This is a genomic window from Methanogenium cariaci JCM 10550 (assembly GCF_001315945.1).
Lineage (GTDB): Archaea > Halobacteriota > Methanomicrobia > Methanomicrobiales > Methanomicrobiaceae > Methanogenium > Methanogenium cariaci.
The window spans coordinates 12,441-30,363 of record NZ_BBBG01000006.1; the positions used below are offsets into that span (position 1 = coordinate 12,441).

Genomic DNA, 17,923 nt, shown 5'->3' on the forward strand with positions numbered 1-17,923 from the left:
GTGAAACAGTAGTATTCGTATGGGAGATATGGAAGAGATTAACGGATGTATCGAAACGATACGGACAGGGGATGTAAAGGCACGCCGTGAGGCGGTCAGCACCGTTGCCGCCTTTGGCGATGAGGCGGTCGACCCGCTCGTGGGCGCACTCATCATTGCAGAGGACAACGACGTCCGATGGTATCTGACACGGGCAATCGCGATGATAGGCGTTCCTGCCATTGATTCACTCATCTATCTCATCACCGTCCCGGAAGATCCGGACACCGCACGGTATGCGGCAGCAGCACTCGGAGAGATGGGAGAACCGGCCCTCGAACCGCTCATCGAACTCTTAGATGATGAGGACGCACAGGTCCGGGGGGGATATGCTGCCCTTGCCCTCGGACGGATGGGTGAACCGGCAATAAAGCGTCTGGTGAAACTCATCGAAGAGTCCGAAGGCCTGCGCAAACGCTGCGCAAAGATGGCCCTCTACCGGATGGGCGGGGGGGAAGGGACCGAAGCCCTTGCCCTATCGATGATGAATGAATAAGCCTATAGGGTGATATAGGCACTATTGTCCAATTTTTTTATCTGATCTGCCAGTCCCAGACCGTTCACGTACTTCATCAGTTCCTCGTGGTCACGCTCATAGTAGATATGCGCCGAGACCGAGGTGTGGGAATACCAGCCGACCGGGAGACCGAGGCGTCAGCGATATGTTTCTGCAGATGGACCAGTGCATACATGTTCGCACCGAGTGCGGAGAGCATGTCGTTGGACCGGAACTCGACATGCATATTGAGGACACCGTCCCGCACCATACACTGGATACGCTGGAGGCAGGGGGGGGTTGTCGGAGACATCGTCGTACTCCGGGTACCAGGTGATCCCCCTCCGCCCGCCGGGACGCGGGGGGTCCGAGCGGAGTTTTTCGATGATATATGCCACCTGGTCGATGCCGTCCCCGTCTCCGTTTCCGCGCGGGTTTCCGGTATCGTCCCGCCGCGGGTAATCAAAGAGGCGGTCGTGGTAGGTGTAGACGAACTCGTTATCCGTGCCCTCGATGAGGTCATGGACATACTGCTGCATCGCCCGCTCGCCGAACATATTGTGGGGGGGGCTTACCATATAGTCTGCAAACGGGTCACCCACGTGAATATTGAAGGGTTCCGGCAGTTCCAGCGTCTTTTCATTGTCTTCGGTGACAAGGAACGTGCCATGCTTCACGATGGTCTTAATCACTTCTTCATGCGCCTTGCCAAGGCAGAATGCACGGACATTAAACATAACAGATATCGCTCCGGAGGCACCGGGAGTTGCCTCTCTCTACACTATCTATTCTTCCTGAACAGATTAAAAAACTGTTAATGGAACTGCACACCATCCCGGCCTCAGCCATACCTGAACACAAATGATAATGTGCCTCCGGGAGGCATTACATCTTCATGCATGCGTCACCGGAGATGGAGGCTTACTTTGCCGGACTTGAGGCAAAGCTCAAAGAGGCGATCGGGGTCGCCAATGAGGCGCGGGCAAAGGGAATTGACCCGCGGACGGTAGTGGAGATACCGGTGGCAAACGATCTCGCCGACCGGGTGGAGGCCCTGCTCGGCTATACGGGGGGGGTGGCCGCCCGGCTGCGGGAACTTGCGGAGACCATGCCCCCGTGAAGAGGTGGCGCTCAAAATAGGTGACGACTTCATCGCCCAGATGTTCGGAGAAACCACCCGCGAGGAGACGCTGGACCATGCCATCCGGGCTTCGATGGCTCTTTTGACGGAAGGCGTGGTGGCAGCACCCACCGAGGGCATTGCCAAGGTGGGCATCGGCAAGAACGATGACGGGACGGATTACCTGAAGATATACTATGCAGGGCCGATACGGAGTGCGGGAGGGACTGCTCAGGCGCTCTCGGTCCTGGTGGGGGGGACTATGTCCGGCGGGGTCTGGGAATGGCGCCGTATATTCCCCCCCGCAAGGAAGAGGTCGAACGCTACGTTGAAGAGGTGAAGAAATACAACAGTCAGGCCTCCCTGCAGTATCTTCCGACCGACGACGAACTCCGGGTGATCATAAAGAACTGCCCGGTCTGTGTGGAAGGGGAACCGACCGAACGGGTGGAGGTCTCCGGATACCGCAACCTCGAACGGATTGAGACGAATACGGTTCGCGGCGGTATGGCCCTCGTCGTGGCGGAGGGACTTGCCCTCAAGGCACCGAAAATAAAAAAGACCGTCGATAAGGTGCATATGGAAGGCTGGGACTGGCTGGACATCATCATCTCGGGGGCGTCCAAGGGTAAAAGCGACGACGAAGAAGAGAAAGACAAGAAACCGGGTGTCAAACCGAAGGACAAGTACATCCGTGATCTAATCGGCGGCCGACCGGTCTTTTCCTATCCCATGCGGGCGGGGGGATTCCGCCTCCGCTACGGCCGTTCGCGCAACACCGGATTTGCGGCGGCGGGGGTTCAGTCCGGCCACGCTGCACATCCTCGGCAACTTCCTTGCCGTCGGCACCCAGATGAAGGTGGAGCGGCCGGGCAAGGCGGCAGGCGTGGTGCCGGTCGACACCATCGAAGGACCGACGGTAAAACTGACTGATGGTAGTGTGCTGCGCATCGACGATGTAGAGACCGCCCTGCGCCTGATGAGCAGTGTGGAGGAGATCCTCGATGTCGGCGAGATGCTCGTCTCCTACGGGGGGGAGTTTCTGGAGAACAACCACCCGCTCATGCCCCCCCGACCTACTGTGAGGAGTGGTGGAAACTGGACGGGGGTACGCATACACCTGCGGACGAGACGGAGGCCATGGAGATGGCTGCAGCAGGAGGCTACCTCCACCCGGCCTATACCTATGTCTGGGATGATCTCGCCACCGCGGATATCCGTGCTCTTGCCGACTGGGTGGCGGCCGCAGGCAGCATCACCCCCCCTGAAGGGCTTGAGCTGCCTGCCGATGCCCCCCCGGAGAAGCGGCACCTGGAAATTCTGCTTGTCCCACATACGGTAACTGACGGCACCATTCTTGTCCCTACTCCGAGGCCCTCTGCGCCTGTCTCGGCCTCACCGCGGACCTGCACCCCCCCAAGAGCACCTGGGAGACAATCCCGGACGGCGACGGTCTTTCTCTGGCCATGCACCTGTCGGGCATACGTATGCGATCGCGTGCGGGTATCCGTATCGGCGGCAGGATGGGGAGACCCGGCAAATCAAAGGCACGCGAGATGCGTCCGCCGCCCCCCCATGTCATCTTTCCGGTCGGGGATGAAGGCGGTTCGCGCCGTTCCTTCCAGGAGGTCCTCAAAGGAAAGGGCAACAAGAGCACCACCATCCACGCCGATGTCGGCCAGCGCCGCTGCCCCTCCTGCGGACAGGATACCTACAAGAACATCTGCAGTGAATGCGGCAGGCATACCGAAGCCGTCTTCACCTGTCCCCCCCGCTGCGGTCGTGAACTGGACGGAGAGGATACCTGCCCGTCCTGCGGTGCGGACGGGGTCTGCCTGCAGAAAGACGCGGAGGTCAATATCAAAGCAGAGTATGCAAACGCCCTCCATGCCCTTGCGATGCGCCCGAATGAGGTCGAACTCCTCAAAGGGGGGGTCCGCGGGCTGATCTCAAAGGAACGGCCCGTTGAATCCATTGAAAAAGGCATTCTCCGGGCAAAACGAGATCTGTATGTCTTCAAGGATGGCACCCTGCGCTACGATATGATCGACCTGCCGCTCACCCATATCCGGCCGGATGAGATCGGGGGGGTGAGTGTGGAACGACTTGTTGAACTCGGCTACCCGAACGATATCGACGGAGTGCCCCCCCTCACCCGCCCGGACCAGGTGCTGGAAATCCGGGCACAGGATATCCTCGTTTCCGAGGACTGCGCCGGATGGCTCCTGCGGGTGGCGAAATTCATCGATGAGATGCTGGAGAAACTCTATGGTCTGCCCCCCCGTATTACCATGCAGAAAAACGGGAGGATATCGTCGGCCAGCTGGTGATGGGTCTCGCACCGCATACGAGTGCGGGGGGGGTGCTTGCCCGGGTGATCGGCGTTACCCGGGCCCCGGTGGGATATGCCCACCCGTATTTCCATGCGGCAAAACGGCGGAACTGTTTTGCGCCCGACACGATGATCGAGGTCTATGACGGGGGGGCGGAGTGGCGCAGCCTGCCTATCGGGCACTTTGTGGTCGAGAACTTTGATCTGGACCGGCCCGGTCTGGATCAGGTGGGCACCTACTACTCCGATCCGAAGGCCTCCTTCTGGGTGCATGCCCTTGACACGAACGGGATGATACACCTGCGAAAGGTGACCTCGGTCTCGGTGCACCGGGCGCCGGACCATCTGATCCGGTTCACCACCAGCCGGGGAAAGCAGGTGACGGTCACGCCCGATCACGCGATGCTCGTCTCTGATCTTGCATACCAGCGCAAGATCCGGGCGATGGAGCTGAAGGAGGGTGACACGGTCCCGGTCTATGAAGCCGGCTGATGATGACCGACCGGGTAGAGACCAAGGAATACATCCCCAACTTTGGGGGGGAGTATGTCTACTGCCTGACGGTAGCAGAGGATCACACCCTTGCGGCAAACGGCATCTTCACCGGCCAGTGTGACGGGGGGGACGAGGACTGTGTCATGCTCCTGATGGACGGACTGATCAACTTCTCGCGTTCGTTTCTGCCGGAAACCCGCGGCGGGTCGATGGATGCACCGCTTGTCCTGACCTCCAAACTGGATCCTGCCGAAGTGGACGGGGAGTCGCACAATGTCGATGCCTGCCGGTCCTATCCGATTGAACTCTATGACGCGGCACTGGCATACCGCCACCCGAAAGAACTCTCGAAAATAATCGACCACCTCGAAAACCGGCTGGGCACCCCCCCCGGACAGTATGAGGGAGTGGGGTTCACACATGATACGAGTGATATATCGGCAGGTCCGCTGCTGTCCACCTACACCACGCTGGGCACCATGTCCGACAAACTGGAGGCGGAACTGGAACTGGCAGGATCATCCGGGCCGTGGACGTCTCCGATGTCGCAGAACGGGTGCTCAAGACCCATTTCATCCCGGATCTGCAGGGCAATCTCAACGCATTCTCCCGCCAGAAACTCCGGTGTCCGACGTGTAATGCCAAATACCGCCGGATGCCGATGGCAGGCAAATGCCGCTGCGGCGGAAAGATTATCCAGACCGTGCATGAGGGTCGGTAAAGAAGTACATCGAGATGTCACGGAAAATCTGTGAGGATTACGACATATCGGAGTACACGCGCAGCGTATCGAGATGCTGGATATGTATCTGGTATCGACATTTGGTGAGGAAAAAGAGACCCAGATGTCCCTGGGCGATTTTATGTGAGAGAGGGGGGAGAATTGTTCCCCCCCCTCTGCCGGTATGAGTACACCGTTAGTCATGCGGGGACGGGCATACTCACCACACGGGGCAGAAGAATAGTGACTAGAGCGTTAGGATACTGCCTCTTCTCCGGTCCGGTCCGTCTGCGGCAGTTTTCGTGATGACCGGCCGTTGACCTGTTTCCACTCTGCCGCCGCACCCGTGACCGGACAGAAGGCCATGGGTTTTTCATCCAGTGTCGTGATGGTACACGGTTTTGGACACATTTCACATCTGAATATCTTCATCTCTTCAACCCCCCCCGGTTTCCAGGAAACCGCAGAGTACGTGATGCCCCCCGGAAAATAATAAAAGTATACAACACTGCAAGCGCCAATGCCGACAAAAATGATTTAAATTTTGTATTCGGCCGATTTTAGGGATATTTCGGAAATTGCACTATCTTTATCTGCCGCCCTGGATCTTCATATATGAATGCACTCTTCCCGGCATCCCCGGTATGAGAGCAGACCACCGGCGGACATATTACCCCCCCCGGCGTCGATGCACGTTCAGGTAAACAGATGACTCCTGACAAGACCCCCTCCCTTCGGCGCAGCCTGACCTTCCCGGAAGTCGTCATATCGGGGGGGTCGGCGTGATACTGGGTGCGGGTATCTACGCTCTCATCGGGGGGGAAGCCGCAGCGGTGGCGGGCAATGCCACCTGGATCTCCTTTGTGCTTGCCGCTCTCATCGCCTCTTTTACCGGACTCTCCTACATGGAACTCTCGTCCATGTTCCCCCCCGGCGCCAGTGCGGAGTATGAATACTCCCGCCAGCCTTCGGGAGGCGTATCGCGTTTGTGATCGGCTGCATGGTGATACTCTCCGGCATCGTGGGTGCGGCCACCGTCGCCTCGGGTTTGCCGGTTACTTTACCGGTGTTGTGACGGGTGCCCCCCCGGTCCTCCCGGTGGCAGTCTGCCTGTTGGCCCTGCTCTCGCTCATCCTTCTGACCGGCATCAAACAGTCCGCCGTCTTTGCCATCATCTTCACCCTGATTGAGGCGGGCGGTCTTATCGGCATCATCATCATCGGTCTGCCGCATATCGGCTCGGTTGATTATTTTGCTGCACCGGAAGGGTTTCCGGGCGTCGCTGCCGCCGCCGCCCTGATCTTTTTTGCCTACCAGGGGGTTTGAGGAGATTGTCAAACTCTCGGATGAGACCGTTACTCCTGAACGCACAATCCCCCCCGCAGCCCTGCTCGTGGCGATTGGGATCACGATTATCCTCTACATCGCCGTCTCGATATCGGTCGTGAGCATCGGGGGCTATGAGGCCATTGCCGGTTCCCCCCCAACCCCCCCTTTGCCGAGATTGCAGGTCAGGCGATGCCCGGCGGGTATCTGCTGTTTACCGTGATTGCCCTCTTTGCAACGGCCAATACCGCCCTGCTGATGATGCTCGCCTCATCGCGTATTCTCTATGGCATGGCACAGAAACAGACGCTGCCCGCGGTGATCGGATATGTGCATCCGGGACGGCGGACACCGGTGGTGGCGATTGTGGGTGCGGCCCTCATCTCGATGCTCTTTCTTTTGCCGGGAAATATCCGGGATGTGGCCCTGATTGCGAACTTCACGCTGTTTATCACGTTCATCGTCATCAACGCCGCCGTGATCCGGCTTCGGAAGACGATGCCTGACACCCCCCGGCTACCGGGTGCCGGGAACGGTCGGGAATGTGCCCGTCCCCGCCGTTCTGGGGGGGATCGTGACCTGTCTCTTCTTCCTGTTCCAGCTGGACGCAAACATCCTTCTCATCGGGATGGTGCTCCTTCTCGGTGCCGCCGGTCTGGGCTGGATGCTGTCACGCAGAACAGCCGGGAAGGCTGAAGAACAATAGTTCCGGGATCGATGGCGGGTCTGCCGCCACGTCGCCTGTGGTAGATAACGTATGTCGGGAGTTCACTCGTCCGGTTCGGGGGGGGAAAGGCCCGCCCGGCAGCGGGCGAGCATCTCTTCGGTCTCGTCCGGGTGGCGGACGTCCGGGATGATCAGGGCATCGTGGGGGGGCAGCATCCGTATCCCCCGGAAGAGACTCTCCCATGGTATGGTGTCATCCGTATTTTCATCCGCGGGCCGCAAAAAGAAGCCCTTCAGGGCGGCGGCAGGGATGGGCGCAAGGAATGTGGAGAGGGGAACTTTTGCATGGTGGGCGGCGGTGTCGAGGGCGGAGAGGTCGAGGAGCACACCGCAGGTATCGCAGCATTCCGGCACCTGCGCCTGCATGGTGAGCCAGAAGTCCCGGATATCGTTTCCCGACTGTATCAGCGAGGGGGTAGCCGTTCTGCATCAGCACCGCAGGCATGCGGGTACAGGCATTGGCGTAGGCGTCCCGGATATACCGCATCGCCCGTGCCATCGCGGAGAATGTCATGCCATGCGCCTTTCCGGGATGGAGGACGATCGCATCCGCAGGTTGTCCGAGATGGTCGGAGATAAAGACCAGCATCTCGACAAACTCGGTCAGCCAGACCCGGTCGTCCCACCGGAGGACGGCCGCCGGGTGCCGGATGCCGAACCGGTCGGTGTGCGGAAACGAGGTCTCGGTGTTCAGGATATAGCGTATCCCGTCCGGGAGACGGTTTCCTTCGCCGTAGAGAGTGGAAATGGCGGCAGGGGGGGTCAGCATCGCATGCATCGGGAGGCCGGTTGCCTCTTCCTCTGCGGTTGTGCAGACAAACCCTGCGGTGATCTCCCCCCCATATTCACATCCGTGCCGGACGGCCTCTTCCCCCCCCGTTTGGCAAGCCCCCCCCGCGGAAGGCGTCGGTCTTCTGTCTGAGTGAGGGACATACGTAGGATACCTGCGCCATATATAAACAGAATGTCTGGTCATCCGTGGCGAAAAAAGCTGTGGATCGGTTCTGTGCTCCTGCCGGCGGGCCTTCTCTGCCTGTGCGATGGTGTTATGCGAGCCCGACCATCGCCTTGTGCATGATATAGAGTGTTATTCTCAGGGCCTTCCCGGCATCCCGGAGATGATAGTATATCTCCCGTTTTTTCATGGCATTCATCGCATCGTCGCTCCCGAAGAGGTCTGCCATGCAGGTGATATAGCGGTCTTCGATCATGTGCACATGCTTGCGCCCTTTCCGGATGGAGTCCTCGACTCTCCCCCCCTTGTCGGTGCCGAGGTAACGTGTGCCCTCCACCACATGACGGGTGCCGTGGAGCAGGGAGAGTGACATATCCCGGATGGGATCGTCCGGGCTGACGTTGAAGGCATGCATCTCACGGGCGGTCTCGACGGCATAGTTCAGGATGTAGTCGATATTCCGGGAGAGCATGTAGATGTCCTGCCGGTTAAACGGCGTGGAGAACGCTCGATGAGTCGAGCCTCCAGTTTGTACCGGAGAAGGTCGACCTCGCTTCCGACACTGATGAGTTCATCAGGGGGAGTCAGGGTCTCTTCATTGATCCACTGAATAAACGTCTCCATCCCCCCCGCGAGGGTGTTCTCTGCCTGTTCGACCAGCATCGCTTCAAAGTCATATTTCTGCGGGAAGACGGAGCCGAATATATTCCGTTTTTTCCCGGTTTTTTTGGTGTCATTCGTTTTTTCGTCCATATGTTCCCCCGTTCAGATACGCTCTATCAGAAACAGCAGTGCCCCGGAGAGCAGCATGGTGATGGGAATCGTGAGTATCATGGATAGAACCAGTTCCCGCCCACCCGCCAGCGTACATTCCGGGGGGGATTCTCTGCGGCCCCCCCGACGCCGATCACCGACATGGTGATGATGTGCGTGGATGAGACGGGGGGCACCGGCCACCGTGGAGATGCCCAGCGTCACCCCCCCGGATGAGATCTGGGAGTCCATGGAGTGCACCGGTTCGATCACAAAGATCCTGCGTCCGATGGTCTTCATGATACGCCATCCGCCGCCGAGGGTGCCCAGGGAGATGAGCAGCGCACAGGTAATCCGCGCCCAGAAGGGGACGGCGAGGACGGCAGACTCCCCCCCTGCGGCAAACAGGACGAGGGCGATGATGCCCAGCTGTTTTTGTGCGTCGTTTGAGCCGTTAAAGAAGGCCATGCCTGCCGCGGCCAGCCAGTTGACGCGGATAATGCTTTTGTTTATGGTGCGTTTTGCATTCCTGAACAAAAACCGGGTGCACCTGCGCATGAGATAGCCCCCCCGCCAGTCCCAGCACGATGGAGAGGATAAAGAAGAGCATGACCTTGACCATGCCGGTGCACTCATGCGGGGGGGGTGAGCAGTTCGGTTACTCCCCAGGAGATGCTCCCGGTGCCTGCCGCAGCGATTCCCGCTCCCATGATGCCCCCGATCAGAGCATGGGTGGAGGAGGAGGGAAGGCCGAAGTACCACGCTCCGATATTCCACCCTGCGGCCGCGATGAGGGCGGCGAGAAGTACCTGTAACATAAGCACGCCGGACGTGATGGTGAGGAGACTGGAGAGGGTGAACGCGACCGCACTTCCGCCGAGCACGGCCCCCAGAAAGTTCATGCCCGCCACCATTACGATGCCCTGTCGGGGGGGGTGGCCGACCCGGAGGCGATGAATGTCGCGGCAACGGTGGCCGCGTCCTGAAAGCCGTTGGTAAACGTGAAGGCAAAGGCGAGGATGATGGTGATGACGGCGATGAGGAGCATGGGATGGATCTCTTTTTCCGGCGCGGACGGTGCCACAGCAGAGGATGGGGGGTGGTGGTTCACCGGGTACAGGGGTACGCATGGGGGTTTTCCGTCAACCGGCCTTATTATATCTTCGCCCGAGCGGGGGAGATCATCCCGTGGTGTACACGAGCCCTGCCCTCACCCGGCTTCTCCCTCTTCTTTCTCACCGCCCCCCCATCCCTCTGGCTTCCCCCCCCTCTGCCTTGTGCACGGATCTTTGATCTTTTGCCGCCTGCGTGCCTGCGGTATATGCCTCTGAAACGGGGGGGGCGGGGGGGCTTTTGCCGCGTTCTGTCCTGCACACTACGGTTGGATTCCGTCGTATCCCGCATGGCCCCGTATCGTTCCCGATTGTTTTTCATTGGCCTGCCTGAGATCCGAATCTGAACGCAGCCCAAAACGCGTCCCGGAATGGCCCGCCACCCGGTCGGAAGAGGCCGCTACCGCCGGAAAATCAGATGCAATCCATTATTACACTTAGGAATCAAACAAACTATCACCCTGTCCTCACTGGTTCACACTAACACAAACCCTTTGTAGGTCAGGTCCCCCCCAATCATATTTGTTCGTGTCAGCCGCAGGCGGGCTGAATTTGTTTGTTTTTATCCCTCGCGGGGGGGATCTTTTCCGTTCGTGTGGATTTTCAATTGCGATATTCAACTGTGGTTGTTGTTGCTGTGTTGTTGTTTTCAGACAATGCCTGATGCACACCGCACACATATCAGTAACATCAATATCAGAGAACGCCAATTATGTTACGCACATTTTGCGCGAGGGTAGCCAAGTGGCCAACGGCGGTGGACTCAAGATCCACTCTTGTAGGAGTTCGCGGGTTCGAATCCCTCCCCCTCGCATGTTCTAACAGAAAGGGGGGGAATTTTTGTTCAGTTCATTAACTATTGGAAATTATTTGTGGCATCCATAACGGGCTTCGTGGGCATTCGGCCGCTGCTCCCGCGAATGAGAGATGGCCGGTCCTTTTTTTACAGGGCGTGCAGTGCCTCAGGGACACTCGGTTGTTTTGCAGTTTTACGTACGTTTTATCCGGTTTATTTTTGTGATGAAATTGGGAAATATCTCGTATTTTGTCAATCGATGACAATGGCGGCGTGCGTTCAGGGGCCCGGTCTTTGTTTGCAGCAATTCCCGGAACAGAGAAAGAGGGGTCTGTATCCCCCCCACACTGATCAGTATGAGTGAATGTTCCCCCCCCGATCTGATGTAAACTTCCCTTCGTATCTGTACATATATCTCTATATTGTACAACTTTTGAAGAATACTCATCAGAACAGGTTTTTTCAGACGCCTCATCATTTGCAGTTCCGTGCTGCAAACCTGCTGCAAACTTGCTGCAAAATTGAAGACATCTGAACCAGAATTGTCCCCCCCTTCATGATCCTTTGATGCCCCCCCCGTCTCCTGGATCATGTCGGTTGCGGTGACACATTCCCGTGTTGAGACATAATTGAGGATGCGCACTCTCTCTTTTGTTTTAAAGATCCCCCCCGTCAGGCACGACTCAGACATGGTGTATCACAATGGGTTAGTTTCCGTTCCGGGAACAAAATGTTCCTGAATCAGGAACGAAATTTTCCCGGATTGGGAATATTTTGATTTCATTAAAAATATCGAATTGATCCTATGTGTGAATTATTGCAGTAAGGCATGGGAAAGATAAAGGGGTGATTCATCGCCGGAATAGATAAAAACAGAAAATTTTAGTATCCGATAATGTTGAACATCCGTTTTCTCACTTCAGATATATCCTGTTTATCAAGTGTGAAACGGTAATCGGTAAAATATTCTCGATTTATTGTGTAGATCTGTTCGCATTTTATCAGCGTATCATGTTTTAGTTCAGGATATTTGGCAGGGGGGGTGATAAGATGATGAGAGTTGACGCGTGGCTTGCCTGCATTCTCATTCCATAAATTAGAACGGGCTGATGTCATCGGGACACAGATAATTGTTTTATGATTGGTATTCTGGAGTTTTCTCGGGTTCATAATCACCGCAATGTAATGTGGATCTTTCATTGTGTTTTGTGATATACCGGTATGTGTTGTCAGATCAAGAAAAAAGACATCTCCCTCGTCAATGGTCCGGTCATTCATTATTCAGCCCGGTCCATTGTTTCGAACTGAAGACGGAGCATCTCATCAGGAACGGTCTCCTCAACGGCTACATCAGGAAATTCCGCGATTTCTTTTGCATATTTTGTCGCCTGAAGATAATAGAAGAATGATTCAAGCTCATCGTATTCATATTCGTCAAGCTGAAGTTTCTCTTTGGTGATGATGTCGCTATTTCGAGCATCCTTCCAGAGGCGGAATGTATGGGTTAAATCACTGACCTGGGCTGTATTGTGCACTTTAAGTGTTTCAATGATGACATTGAACAGTTCAATGTCATCGTCGGAAAACAAGGATTGATCAGATTGTTTCCGTGGAGTGTAGTGGTAAAGACGCCGTTCCGGATCAAACTGTTCACAGGTAACCGTCAGGTAGGCATTGGAATTGTCAGTATAGGAGAACCGATATCGGGAACCGGACCATTCGGAAGACGGATGTATTCATCTTCAAGCAATGTCTCACTGGTCTGGTTGAATCGGAACAGATCAACAAAAAACGAATTTCATCAGTTTTGTTCTGCCGATTAGGGGGGGATATTTCTCAATAGCATAGATCAGGGCATTTAGTTGTTTTTCGGTCTTCATTTTCCACTACCTCAAGGTTGCAAATAAAAAAATACCGGGAATTTCAGCACCTGTAATTCTACTCAGTAGTCCTATTTTATTTCTATCTGAAATACTTTATCCCTGTGGTGCGTGCAGACTCCATCCTGATGTTGGGTTGATCTCAGAAAAAATTATCCGGAAAAACGGAGGGATTGCCACCAATCTCATCTGACCGGATCATATCCGTGAGTCATGGAGTGTGTTTCTTCAGAAGCCGGATACAAATGGATGAATGTCTGTTATCTTTTAGGATATGACCTAAATAATCCGGGCCGTAATCAGCTCCATGAATAACGGGATGACGAGGTGAATGGGTGCGTCGCCGATATCGCCGATCATAGTATTCGCCTTCTTCCACCGTCTGTCATCAGCGAAGGCATCGAGGAATGCATAGCCCTCCCGGGTGATTGCATAAATCTCATACTCTGTGGGAATGTTTGAACCCTCATCACACTGAATTTCCGCCTTAATGATGCCCGCCTCATTCAGGAGCATGACATGGTGGGCAATCTCCTGATGAGAATTGCCTTTGATCTGTATTCCTGATATCGCATCCTTGTCTTCATTCGCATCAACGGAGCGCAATATGTTCCGTATCAGATTCATGTCGTGTTTCATACCACTCCCTCTTTCCCGGACATCATTCCCGTTACCGGGAAGCGGATGTCTTCGCTCTATTGTCTTTTCCTGTGACAGGGTAAAAAAGGGATGATTTTCGATTGCTCTTTCTGACTGTATCGATTCGGATGTGCATCTTCCCCCTTCCCCCCCCGGCTAAAACCCGGCCACCGGTTCCCCGTCCGTGGTGTAGCCGTTCATCTTTTCTTTGACAAAGAGCATCAGCACCATCCCGAGGATCTCGACTCCCATGAGAAAGAGGAATGTGATATCGAATGCACCGGCAAGCTCAGCGGGCGGGATGGCATGTGCGGAGCATCCGCCAGTTTCGGGCCCAGGGCAGCGGCGGCCACCAGCATGACAAGGGCGACGCCGAGCGCCGATCCCAGATTGGTCATCATCTTGATCAGACCTGAGGTGGTGCCCCGGTCTTTGGGGGGGGCGGATTCTCCCATGACGGCACTGTTCAGGGGGGGGCATAGCAACGCCGGTGCCCGCTCCCAAAAGGAACAGGTAGATTCCCACATGGCCGACACTGGTCTGGGGGGGACCAGGGTGGAGAGAAAGAAAAGGGCCACGGCACAGAGCGCAAACCCGATGATGATGGGTTTTTTGGTACCGATGACGTCCGAGAATCTGCGCGATGGGGAGGTGAGGATCATTCCGATGGGAAGGGCCAGCAGGACGGTTCCGGCGGTGTCGGTCGGGAGCTGTTTTACCAGCTCAAGGAAGAACGGCATCAGCACCATTACACCTGCCATGCCCATCTGGATGAGCATGACGCTGACGTTCTGCAGGGAAAACGACCTGTTGGAGAAGAGGCGCATATCGATCAGGGGGGTTCTGCTGCCCGCCGCTCCCGGAAAAAGAAGAAGGCCCAGAATGTCGCGGATACGATCAGGGCAAGGACGGCGCTCATTGCCGCTGCTCCCTGCAGCGAGGTGAGGCCGTAGATAAGTGTGCCCAGTGCGACGAATATCAATGCCACGCCGGGGGGGAGATCGAGTCTTGCTTCGGGGGCGACCGGGCTCAGAGAGGGGAGCAGGTAAAGGCCCAGCACGATGGCAAGGATGCCTACCGGAAGGTTGACATAAAAAATAAAACGCCATGAGAAGGCGCTGGTGAGAAATCCGCCGACTACCGGGCCCAGAGCAGCGCCGAGCATGGTGAACATCGCCACGATTCCGAGTGCCTGTCCACGCAGAGAGAGGGCAAGGTAGCTGGTGACCATCACCGCCCCCCCAGTGCGGCAATGATCGCCCCGCCGATCGCCTGAAGCATGCGGGAGAGGATCAGGATATCGATGGTGGGGGGGCCAGTCCGCACAGGGCCGAACCCGCGGTAAAAATGACAAACCCGGTCAGGAAGACCCTGCGGTATCCTTTGATGTCGCCCAGACGGGATGCGGCGAGCAGCAGGCTGACGAGGATGATCAGGTAGGCGTTGAGCACCCAGGATGCGGTCACGGTCGAGACATCAAATGCCCTGGCTATCGAGGGCAGAGCGATATTGACGATGGTGCGTCCAGCCTGCCATGAAGGAACCGAGGGAGATGACGATCACAATCATCAGATCTTTCGGGGGGGACATCCGCTGACGGGTGACGGGTTCATGCATGATACGGCAGAATGGTCGGTATCGTATATATACCGGATCACGCAGGTCTGTATTCCTGGCGGACGTCCGGTGTGGATTCGGTATTCTTGCGCAAAAATCCGGATAGGTGATAATACGCCCTTCAAATACCAAATACCGTCTGTATGTGGCCCGGAAATTGTCATCTCCACAGCGTCCCGGAGCGGGCCGTACTCATCCAAAGACACTCCATACATCCTCTCACAATATCCCAACAACAGCGACCGCTCAACAGTCTGCAATAAATCTGTATTTTAACAAATAACCGGCAAATATGGCATATATTTCCGACAATAACATTCCACGAAAAATATACCCTTTGACCCCGAAATCCCCCATATCTGGGCGTCAAAAAGAGGGGGGGATCAAATGAGCCGGACAACGGATGACACCAAACAGGGGGGGTGAGGCAGTGAGACCCCTGTTTCTTACATTTGTCCGGCCGACTTGTACCCTACAAATAGTATGGGGGGACATCACACAATTATATCTTTGCATGCGCACATATACATGGATATGTCTGGCGTTACATCCATCCGGGTAAGCACGGATCTGAAGGACAAACTTTCTGAATTAAAAGTGCACCCGAAGGAATCCTATGAGGATGTAATCAAGCGCCTGATGGAGCACTGCGTTGATGACGACCCCCCCTTAAGCGATGCAACGATACAGGCAATAGAAGAATCCCTTGCCGATATCAAAGCAGGGAGGGTTCATTCCCTGGAAGACGTCGCAGAAGAACTGGGTCTTAGCTGATGCACTATACTGTTCTGATGACCGAGCGTGCGAAAAAGAGTCTTGCACAGTTTCCCCCCCTCTGCCGCAGCCGAGATCTATCGGGAATTAACCGATCTTTCCAATGAAGAGAACCCGAAACGGGACGTCAGAAAATTAAAGGGCAACAACCATCATCCGATTTACTCTTTCCGTGTGGGAAGTTACCGGGTGATTCTCAATATTGAGGACACCGTGATGGTGATCCACGTGATTGAGACCGGAAACCGGAACCCCCCCTCTGCCGGGGATCGTAGTTTTCACGGTGACCAAAAAAGGAGGGGGTCGCTTCTCACTCCACCACCCGGATTCTCCCGTCGGTCTTTGGCGAGACCGGGGACTGCTTCTCGATCTCATCTGCAACGAGATCGATCAGGTTCATTTCGGTATTGAACTTCCGGTCATCCGGGATTCGTTCAAGGATCGTGTACCCGTCTCCTCCATTGGAGATGTAGTCGGTGACGGCAACCGTGTAGGTCTGTTCCCGGTCTATCGGGACCGGGCCTGCTGCGGTCACCACCGACAGATTTTCAATCCGTTCCCCGGCGGCGGTGATCTTGCCTGTCTCCGCATCGATGCAGCGGGTATCCGCCGTGGTGTTGACTGCAAATTGCAGACCCGACACCTGCATAAATCCTCCCGAAGGCACCCGGTCTGCTCCGGGGCATCCGTCACCGGAGACGGACAGTGCGGACGCAGACCACTCCAGCGTCTCTGTTATCTCCCTGCCGGTCATCTGTACCGTTACGATCATATTTTCGTAGGGAAACATTTCGTTCAGGGTGAGATAGGATAGTTCTCCTGCCGGAATAATACGGTCACCCCCCCGTATTGACCCTGCATTGATCAGGACCATATCAACACCGGGCACGGTCCTGCGAACGGTATCCGTTACCCAGTCTCCTGCATTTGTCTCCTCCGTTCTCAGCGTCTGTTTCCGGACATCAAGCGGGACGGTTGTATACCCGATGCCCTCGGAAAGGCTCTCGGTATACTTGGTGTAATAGGGCGAAACAAACGCCGTGATCGCCTTGTCATCCGCCATATCCTCTGAGATTGTGTAGCGCTCAATGACGGTTTCGGTAACGACACCGTCTATTATGGTCAGATCCACCGTGTCCATCTCCTCGCCGTACTTTCCGGCGTGCACAATCATTGTCTCTGTGCCGTCACCGGAGGTGACCATCTCGTTCCAGACGAGATGATCGTGGCCCCCCCGATGATCAGATCGATGCCCGGCACTGACGCTGCAAGTTCGCGATCATCCTCTTTGTCCTGATGGGTGAGGGCGATGATGATATCCGCACCCTCCTCTTTCAGGGATTGCACCGCTGCAGTGCCAATCTCGGTGGTGTTTTCGGAGAGCGTGACATCATTGTCAAGCGTGACCATCTTCTCCAGCTGTGGGGGGGTAATGATCCCGAATACCCCCACCTGTGCCCCCGCCGACGTCAAGGATGGTATAATCCTTTACCGTATCGTTCAGGGCGGGATCGGTGAAATCAAGGTTCGCACAGACAATCGGGTACGACGCGTTCATCGCCCATTTTTGAAACAGTCCCGTTGAGAAATCAAAGGCATGGTTTCCCGGAACCGCCGCGTCAACCCCAGCCATCGAGTAGGATGTGACCTCAGGAACTCCGGCATACCGGCGATAGAAACTGCCCTCGCCGAGATCGCCTGCAAAGAGATACAGGGTATTTTCCTCCTCCTCACCAAGCGAGTCTGCGAGTGCACCGATTCTGCCGATGCGTGTGCCCGTGTCGTTATCACTCATCGGAAACAGGTGGCTGTGTATATCAGGTGTCGTTAATATCCGGATTGTCCCTGAATACGGGGGGGCATCGTCAGTGTTTCCCGGACTGCCAAAGATTCCTGTCGAAAGAACGGCCAGGAGAGTGATGGCAATCACGGTGACTGCAAGGATGATGACCTGAACGTATTTTATTGCGGATGCTCTCTTCATGTTTTCTCTCACCAAAATTTATGTGTCTGATTTTTTCCCGGTGCCGAAACCCCCCCGACCCGGCGAAGTATCATGCACGATATCGTTCTGAAATATTGGGGGGGAGGGTTAAAATAATCCGTCTGATCGCTACGGATCTTTTTTCCGGATTATATTGG

Annotated in this window: 27 protein-coding genes, 1 tRNA gene and 1 pseudogene; 8 read left to right on the plus strand and 21 right to left on the minus strand. The window is 55.8% G+C overall.

The genetic code is table 11. The features are described from left to right. The first annotated feature begins 28 nt into the window (after positions 1-28). A complete protein-coding gene (locus JCM10550_RS06780) occupies positions 29-535 on the plus strand; it encodes a HEAT repeat domain-containing protein (protein WP_172673798.1) in 507 nt (168 codons plus the stop codon). Positions 536-693: 158 nt separating this feature from the next. On the opposite strand, the gene JCM10550_RS06785 is transcribed toward JCM10550_RS06780, so the two are convergent. After that, positions 694-1,272, minus strand: a complete 579-nt coding sequence (locus JCM10550_RS06785) for a hypothetical protein (RefSeq protein ID WP_062397959.1) — start codon at positions 1,270-1,272, stop codon at positions 694-696. A gap of 158 nt (positions 1,273-1,430) precedes the next feature. On the opposite strand from JCM10550_RS06785, the pseudogene JCM10550_RS20040 reads away from it, so the two are divergent. Continuing rightward, positions 1,431-5,351: pseudogene (locus tag JCM10550_RS20040) on the plus strand (DNA-directed DNA polymerase II large subunit). Between the two features lie 107 nt (positions 5,352-5,458). Here JCM10550_RS20040 and JCM10550_RS18445 read toward each other — a convergent pair. After that, positions 5,459-5,635, minus strand: a complete 177-nt coding sequence (locus JCM10550_RS18445; protein WP_157200024.1) for a hypothetical protein — start codon at positions 5,633-5,635, stop codon at positions 5,459-5,461. A gap of 350 nt (positions 5,636-5,985) precedes the next feature. Here JCM10550_RS18445 and JCM10550_RS22330 point away from each other — a divergent pair, with 350 nt between their 5' ends. From JCM10550_RS22330 to JCM10550_RS22345, 4 genes are read left to right on the plus strand one after another with little or no spacing between them, the layout of a single operon-like run. Next, positions 5,986-6,195, plus strand: coding sequence for a hypothetical protein (locus tag JCM10550_RS22330; protein ID WP_245618818.1), 210 nt, complete (start codon positions 5,986-5,988; stop codon positions 6,193-6,195). Next, positions 6,152-6,529: a hypothetical protein gene (locus JCM10550_RS22335; RefSeq protein ID WP_245618819.1), complete on the plus strand. Its 378-nt coding sequence runs from the start codon at positions 6,152-6,154 to the stop codon at positions 6,527-6,529. The genes JCM10550_RS22330 and JCM10550_RS22335 overlap by 44 nt, the downstream gene beginning before the upstream one ends. Beyond that, on the plus strand, positions 6,510-6,752 hold the full coding sequence (locus tag JCM10550_RS22340; protein WP_245618820.1) for a hypothetical protein: 243 nt from the start codon (positions 6,510-6,512) through the stop codon (positions 6,750-6,752). The genes JCM10550_RS22335 and JCM10550_RS22340 overlap by 20 nt, the downstream gene beginning before the upstream one ends. Continuing rightward, positions 6,722-7,225: an APC family permease gene (locus JCM10550_RS22345; RefSeq protein ID WP_245618821.1), complete on the plus strand. Its 504-nt coding sequence runs from the start codon at positions 6,722-6,724 to the stop codon at positions 7,223-7,225. Before JCM10550_RS22340 ends, JCM10550_RS22345 begins: the two co-directional genes overlap by 31 nt. Before the next feature lie 72 nt (positions 7,226-7,297). Here the strand turns inward: JCM10550_RS22345 and JCM10550_RS19620 are convergent, their stop codons facing one another. The 8 genes from JCM10550_RS19620 to JCM10550_RS18450 all read right to left on the minus strand — a co-directional run bounded on the left by JCM10550_RS19620 (position 7,298) and on the right by JCM10550_RS18450 (position 10,339). Next, positions 7,298-7,477 (minus strand): hypothetical protein, encoded by a 180-nt coding sequence (locus JCM10550_RS19620; protein ID WP_062397960.1) that lies wholly within the window; start codon positions 7,475-7,477, stop codon positions 7,298-7,300. Continuing rightward, complete coding sequence (locus JCM10550_RS06805) at positions 7,461-8,231, minus strand: hypothetical protein (protein WP_062397962.1); 771 nt, start codon at positions 8,229-8,231, stop codon at positions 7,461-7,463. Before JCM10550_RS06805 ends, JCM10550_RS19620 begins: the two co-directional genes overlap by 17 nt. A gap of 70 nt (positions 8,232-8,301) precedes the next feature. Continuing rightward, on the minus strand, positions 8,302-8,682 hold the full coding sequence (locus tag JCM10550_RS22350) for a hypothetical protein (RefSeq protein ID WP_062397964.1): 381 nt from the start codon (positions 8,680-8,682) through the stop codon (positions 8,302-8,304). Beyond that, on the minus strand, positions 8,652-8,963 hold the full coding sequence (locus JCM10550_RS22355; RefSeq protein WP_062397966.1) for a hypothetical protein: 312 nt from the start codon (positions 8,961-8,963) through the stop codon (positions 8,652-8,654). The genes JCM10550_RS22350 and JCM10550_RS22355 overlap by 31 nt, the downstream gene beginning before the upstream one ends. Positions 8,964-8,975: 12 nt before the next feature. After that, on the minus strand, positions 8,976-9,599 hold the full coding sequence (locus JCM10550_RS22360; protein ID WP_245618822.1) for an inorganic phosphate transporter: 624 nt from the start codon (positions 9,597-9,599) through the stop codon (positions 8,976-8,978). Then, positions 9,596-9,865, minus strand: a complete 270-nt coding sequence (locus JCM10550_RS22365; RefSeq protein ID WP_245618823.1) for an inorganic phosphate transporter — start codon at positions 9,863-9,865, stop codon at positions 9,596-9,598. Before JCM10550_RS22365 ends, JCM10550_RS22360 begins: the two co-directional genes overlap by 4 nt. Positions 9,866-9,876: 11 nt before the next feature. Beyond that, complete coding sequence (locus JCM10550_RS22370) at positions 9,877-10,074, minus strand: hypothetical protein (RefSeq protein ID WP_245618824.1); 198 nt, start codon at positions 10,072-10,074, stop codon at positions 9,877-9,879. A 124-nt stretch (positions 10,075-10,198) separates the two neighbouring features. Next, the gene (locus JCM10550_RS18450; protein ID WP_157200025.1) at positions 10,199-10,339 is read right to left on the minus strand and encodes a hypothetical protein; all 141 of its coding nucleotides are present in this window, start codon (positions 10,337-10,339) and stop codon (positions 10,199-10,201) included. 466 nt (positions 10,340-10,805) lie between these two features. Here JCM10550_RS18450 and JCM10550_RS06830 point away from each other — a divergent pair. Then, a tRNA-Leu gene (locus tag JCM10550_RS06830) sits at positions 10,806-10,889 on the plus strand. 175 nt (positions 10,890-11,064) lie between these two features. Here the strand turns inward: JCM10550_RS06830 and JCM10550_RS06835 are convergent. The 8 genes from JCM10550_RS06835 to JCM10550_RS22375 all read right to left on the minus strand — a co-directional run bounded on the left by JCM10550_RS06835 (position 11,065) and on the right by JCM10550_RS22375 (position 15,007). Further along, positions 11,065-11,562: a hypothetical protein gene (locus JCM10550_RS06835; RefSeq protein WP_062397970.1), complete on the minus strand. Its 498-nt coding sequence runs from the start codon at positions 11,560-11,562 to the stop codon at positions 11,065-11,067. A gap of 191 nt (positions 11,563-11,753) precedes the next feature. Next, on the minus strand, positions 11,754-12,149 hold the full coding sequence (locus tag JCM10550_RS06840) for a type II toxin-antitoxin system PemK/MazF family toxin (protein ID WP_062397972.1): 396 nt from the start codon (positions 12,147-12,149) through the stop codon (positions 11,754-11,756). Next, positions 12,149-12,460: a hypothetical protein gene (locus JCM10550_RS06845; protein ID WP_062397974.1), complete on the minus strand. Its 312-nt coding sequence runs from the start codon at positions 12,458-12,460 to the stop codon at positions 12,149-12,151. The genes JCM10550_RS06840 and JCM10550_RS06845 overlap by 1 nt, the downstream gene beginning before the upstream one ends. Before the next feature lie 570 nt (positions 12,461-13,030). Then, positions 13,031-13,390 carry a DUF2513 domain-containing protein gene (locus JCM10550_RS06850; RefSeq protein WP_062397976.1) on the minus strand — a complete coding sequence of 120 codons (360 nt, stop codon included), beginning with the start codon at positions 13,388-13,390 and terminating at the stop codon, positions 13,031-13,033. Positions 13,391-13,611: 221 nt separating this feature from the next. Further along, on the minus strand, positions 13,612-14,283 hold the full coding sequence (locus JCM10550_RS24625; RefSeq protein WP_281175314.1) for an MFS transporter: 672 nt from the start codon (positions 14,281-14,283) through the stop codon (positions 13,612-13,614). Next, positions 14,223-14,621 carry an MFS transporter gene (locus JCM10550_RS24630; RefSeq protein ID WP_281175315.1) on the minus strand — a complete coding sequence of 133 codons (399 nt, stop codon included), beginning with the start codon at positions 14,619-14,621 and terminating at the stop codon, positions 14,223-14,225. The genes JCM10550_RS24625 and JCM10550_RS24630 overlap by 61 nt, the downstream gene beginning before the upstream one ends. A gap of 61 nt (positions 14,622-14,682) precedes the next feature. Then, the gene (locus tag JCM10550_RS24635) at positions 14,683-14,883 is read right to left on the minus strand and encodes a hypothetical protein (RefSeq protein WP_281175316.1); all 201 of its coding nucleotides are present in this window, start codon (positions 14,881-14,883) and stop codon (positions 14,683-14,685) included. After that, a complete protein-coding gene (locus JCM10550_RS22375) occupies positions 14,867-15,007 on the minus strand; it encodes a hypothetical protein (protein ID WP_245618825.1) in 141 nt (46 codons plus the stop codon). The genes JCM10550_RS24635 and JCM10550_RS22375 overlap by 17 nt, the downstream gene beginning before the upstream one ends. Positions 15,008-15,541: 534 nt before the next feature. Between JCM10550_RS22375 and JCM10550_RS06865 the strand changes: the two genes are divergently transcribed. Continuing rightward, positions 15,542-15,781 carry a hypothetical protein gene (locus JCM10550_RS06865; RefSeq protein ID WP_245618826.1) on the plus strand — a complete coding sequence of 80 codons (240 nt, stop codon included), beginning with the start codon at positions 15,542-15,544 and terminating at the stop codon, positions 15,779-15,781. Positions 15,782-16,091: 310 nt separating this feature from the next. Here JCM10550_RS06865 and JCM10550_RS22380 read toward each other — a convergent pair whose 3' ends face one another. Genes JCM10550_RS22380 through JCM10550_RS22390 form a run of 3 tightly spaced genes read right to left on the minus strand, consistent with a single transcriptional unit; the run spans position 16,092 to position 17,765 of the window. After that, entirely contained in the window at positions 16,092-16,985 is an 894-nt protein-coding gene (locus JCM10550_RS22380; protein WP_245618827.1) for a 5'-nucleotidase C-terminal domain-containing protein, read from the minus strand. Next, positions 16,952-17,191, minus strand: coding sequence for a hypothetical protein (locus JCM10550_RS22385; protein WP_245618828.1), 240 nt, complete (start codon positions 17,189-17,191; stop codon positions 16,952-16,954). Before JCM10550_RS22385 ends, JCM10550_RS22380 begins: the two co-directional genes overlap by 34 nt. Next, positions 17,178-17,765, minus strand: a complete 588-nt coding sequence (locus JCM10550_RS22390) for a metallophosphoesterase (RefSeq protein WP_245618829.1) — start codon at positions 17,763-17,765, stop codon at positions 17,178-17,180. The genes JCM10550_RS22385 and JCM10550_RS22390 overlap by 14 nt, the downstream gene beginning before the upstream one ends. Positions 17,766-17,923 lie beyond the last annotated feature (158 nt).

Excerpts from the sequence above, each read along its gene's own strand:
- JCM10550_RS06780 (WP_172673798.1), top strand. The coding sequence starts at position 29 with ATGGAAGAGATTAACGGATGTATCGAAACGATACGGACAGGGGATGTA.
- JCM10550_RS06785 (WP_062397959.1), bottom strand. The coding sequence starts at position 1,272 with ATGTTTAATGTCCGTGCATTCTGCCTTGGCAAGGCGCATGAAGAAGTG.
- JCM10550_RS18445 (WP_157200024.1), bottom strand. The coding sequence starts at position 5,635 with ATGAAGATATTCAGATGTGAAATGTGTCCAAAACCGTGTACCATCACG.
- JCM10550_RS22335 (WP_245618819.1), top strand. The coding sequence starts at position 6,152 with ATGAATACTCCCGCCAGCCTTCGGGAGGCGTATCGCGTTTGTGATCGG.
- JCM10550_RS22345 (WP_245618821.1), top strand. The coding sequence starts at position 6,722 with ATGCCCGGCGGGTATCTGCTGTTTACCGTGATTGCCCTCTTTGCAACG.
- JCM10550_RS06805 (WP_062397962.1), bottom strand. The coding sequence starts at position 8,231 with ATGACCAGACATTCTGTTTATATATGGCGCAGGTATCCTACGTATGTC.
- JCM10550_RS22350 (WP_062397964.1), bottom strand. The coding sequence starts at position 8,682 with ATGCTCTCCCGGAATATCGACTACATCCTGAACTATGCCGTCGAGACC.
- JCM10550_RS22355 (WP_062397966.1), bottom strand. The coding sequence starts at position 8,963 with ATGGACGAAAAAACGAATGACACCAAAAAAACCGGGAAAAAACGGAAT.
- JCM10550_RS22360 (WP_245618822.1), bottom strand. The coding sequence starts at position 9,599 with ATGAGTGCACCGGCATGGTCAAGGTCATGCTCTTCTTTATCCTCTCCA.
- JCM10550_RS22365 (WP_245618823.1), bottom strand. The coding sequence starts at position 9,865 with ATGAACTTTCTGGGGGCCGTGCTCGGCGGAAGTGCGGTCGCGTTCACC.
- JCM10550_RS06835 (WP_062397970.1), bottom strand. The coding sequence starts at position 11,562 with ATGTCTGAGTCGTGCCTGACGGGGGGGATCTTTAAAACAAAAGAGAGA.
- JCM10550_RS06840 (WP_062397972.1), bottom strand. The coding sequence starts at position 12,149 with ATGAATGACCGGACCATTGACGAGGGAGATGTCTTTTTTCTTGATCTG.
- JCM10550_RS06850 (WP_062397976.1), bottom strand. The coding sequence starts at position 13,390 with ATGAAACACGACATGAATCTGATACGGAACATATTGCGCTCCGTTGAT.
- JCM10550_RS24630 (WP_281175315.1), bottom strand. The coding sequence starts at position 14,621 with ATGGTCACCAGCTACCTTGCCCTCTCTCTGCGTGGACAGGCACTCGGA.
- JCM10550_RS22375 (WP_245618825.1), bottom strand. The coding sequence starts at position 15,007 with ATGCATGAACCCGTCACCCGTCAGCGGATGTCCCCCCCGAAAGATCTG.
- JCM10550_RS06865 (WP_245618826.1), top strand. The coding sequence starts at position 15,542 with ATGTCTGGCGTTACATCCATCCGGGTAAGCACGGATCTGAAGGACAAA.
- JCM10550_RS22380 (WP_245618827.1), bottom strand. The coding sequence starts at position 16,985 with ATGGTCACCTCCGGTGACGGCACAGAGACAATGATTGTGCACGCCGGA.
- JCM10550_RS22385 (WP_245618828.1), bottom strand. The coding sequence starts at position 17,191 with ATGGTCACGCTTGACAATGATGTCACGCTCTCCGAAAACACCACCGAG.
- JCM10550_RS22390 (WP_245618829.1), bottom strand. The coding sequence starts at position 17,765 with ATGAAGAGAGCATCCGCAATAAAATACGTTCAGGTCATCATCCTTGCA.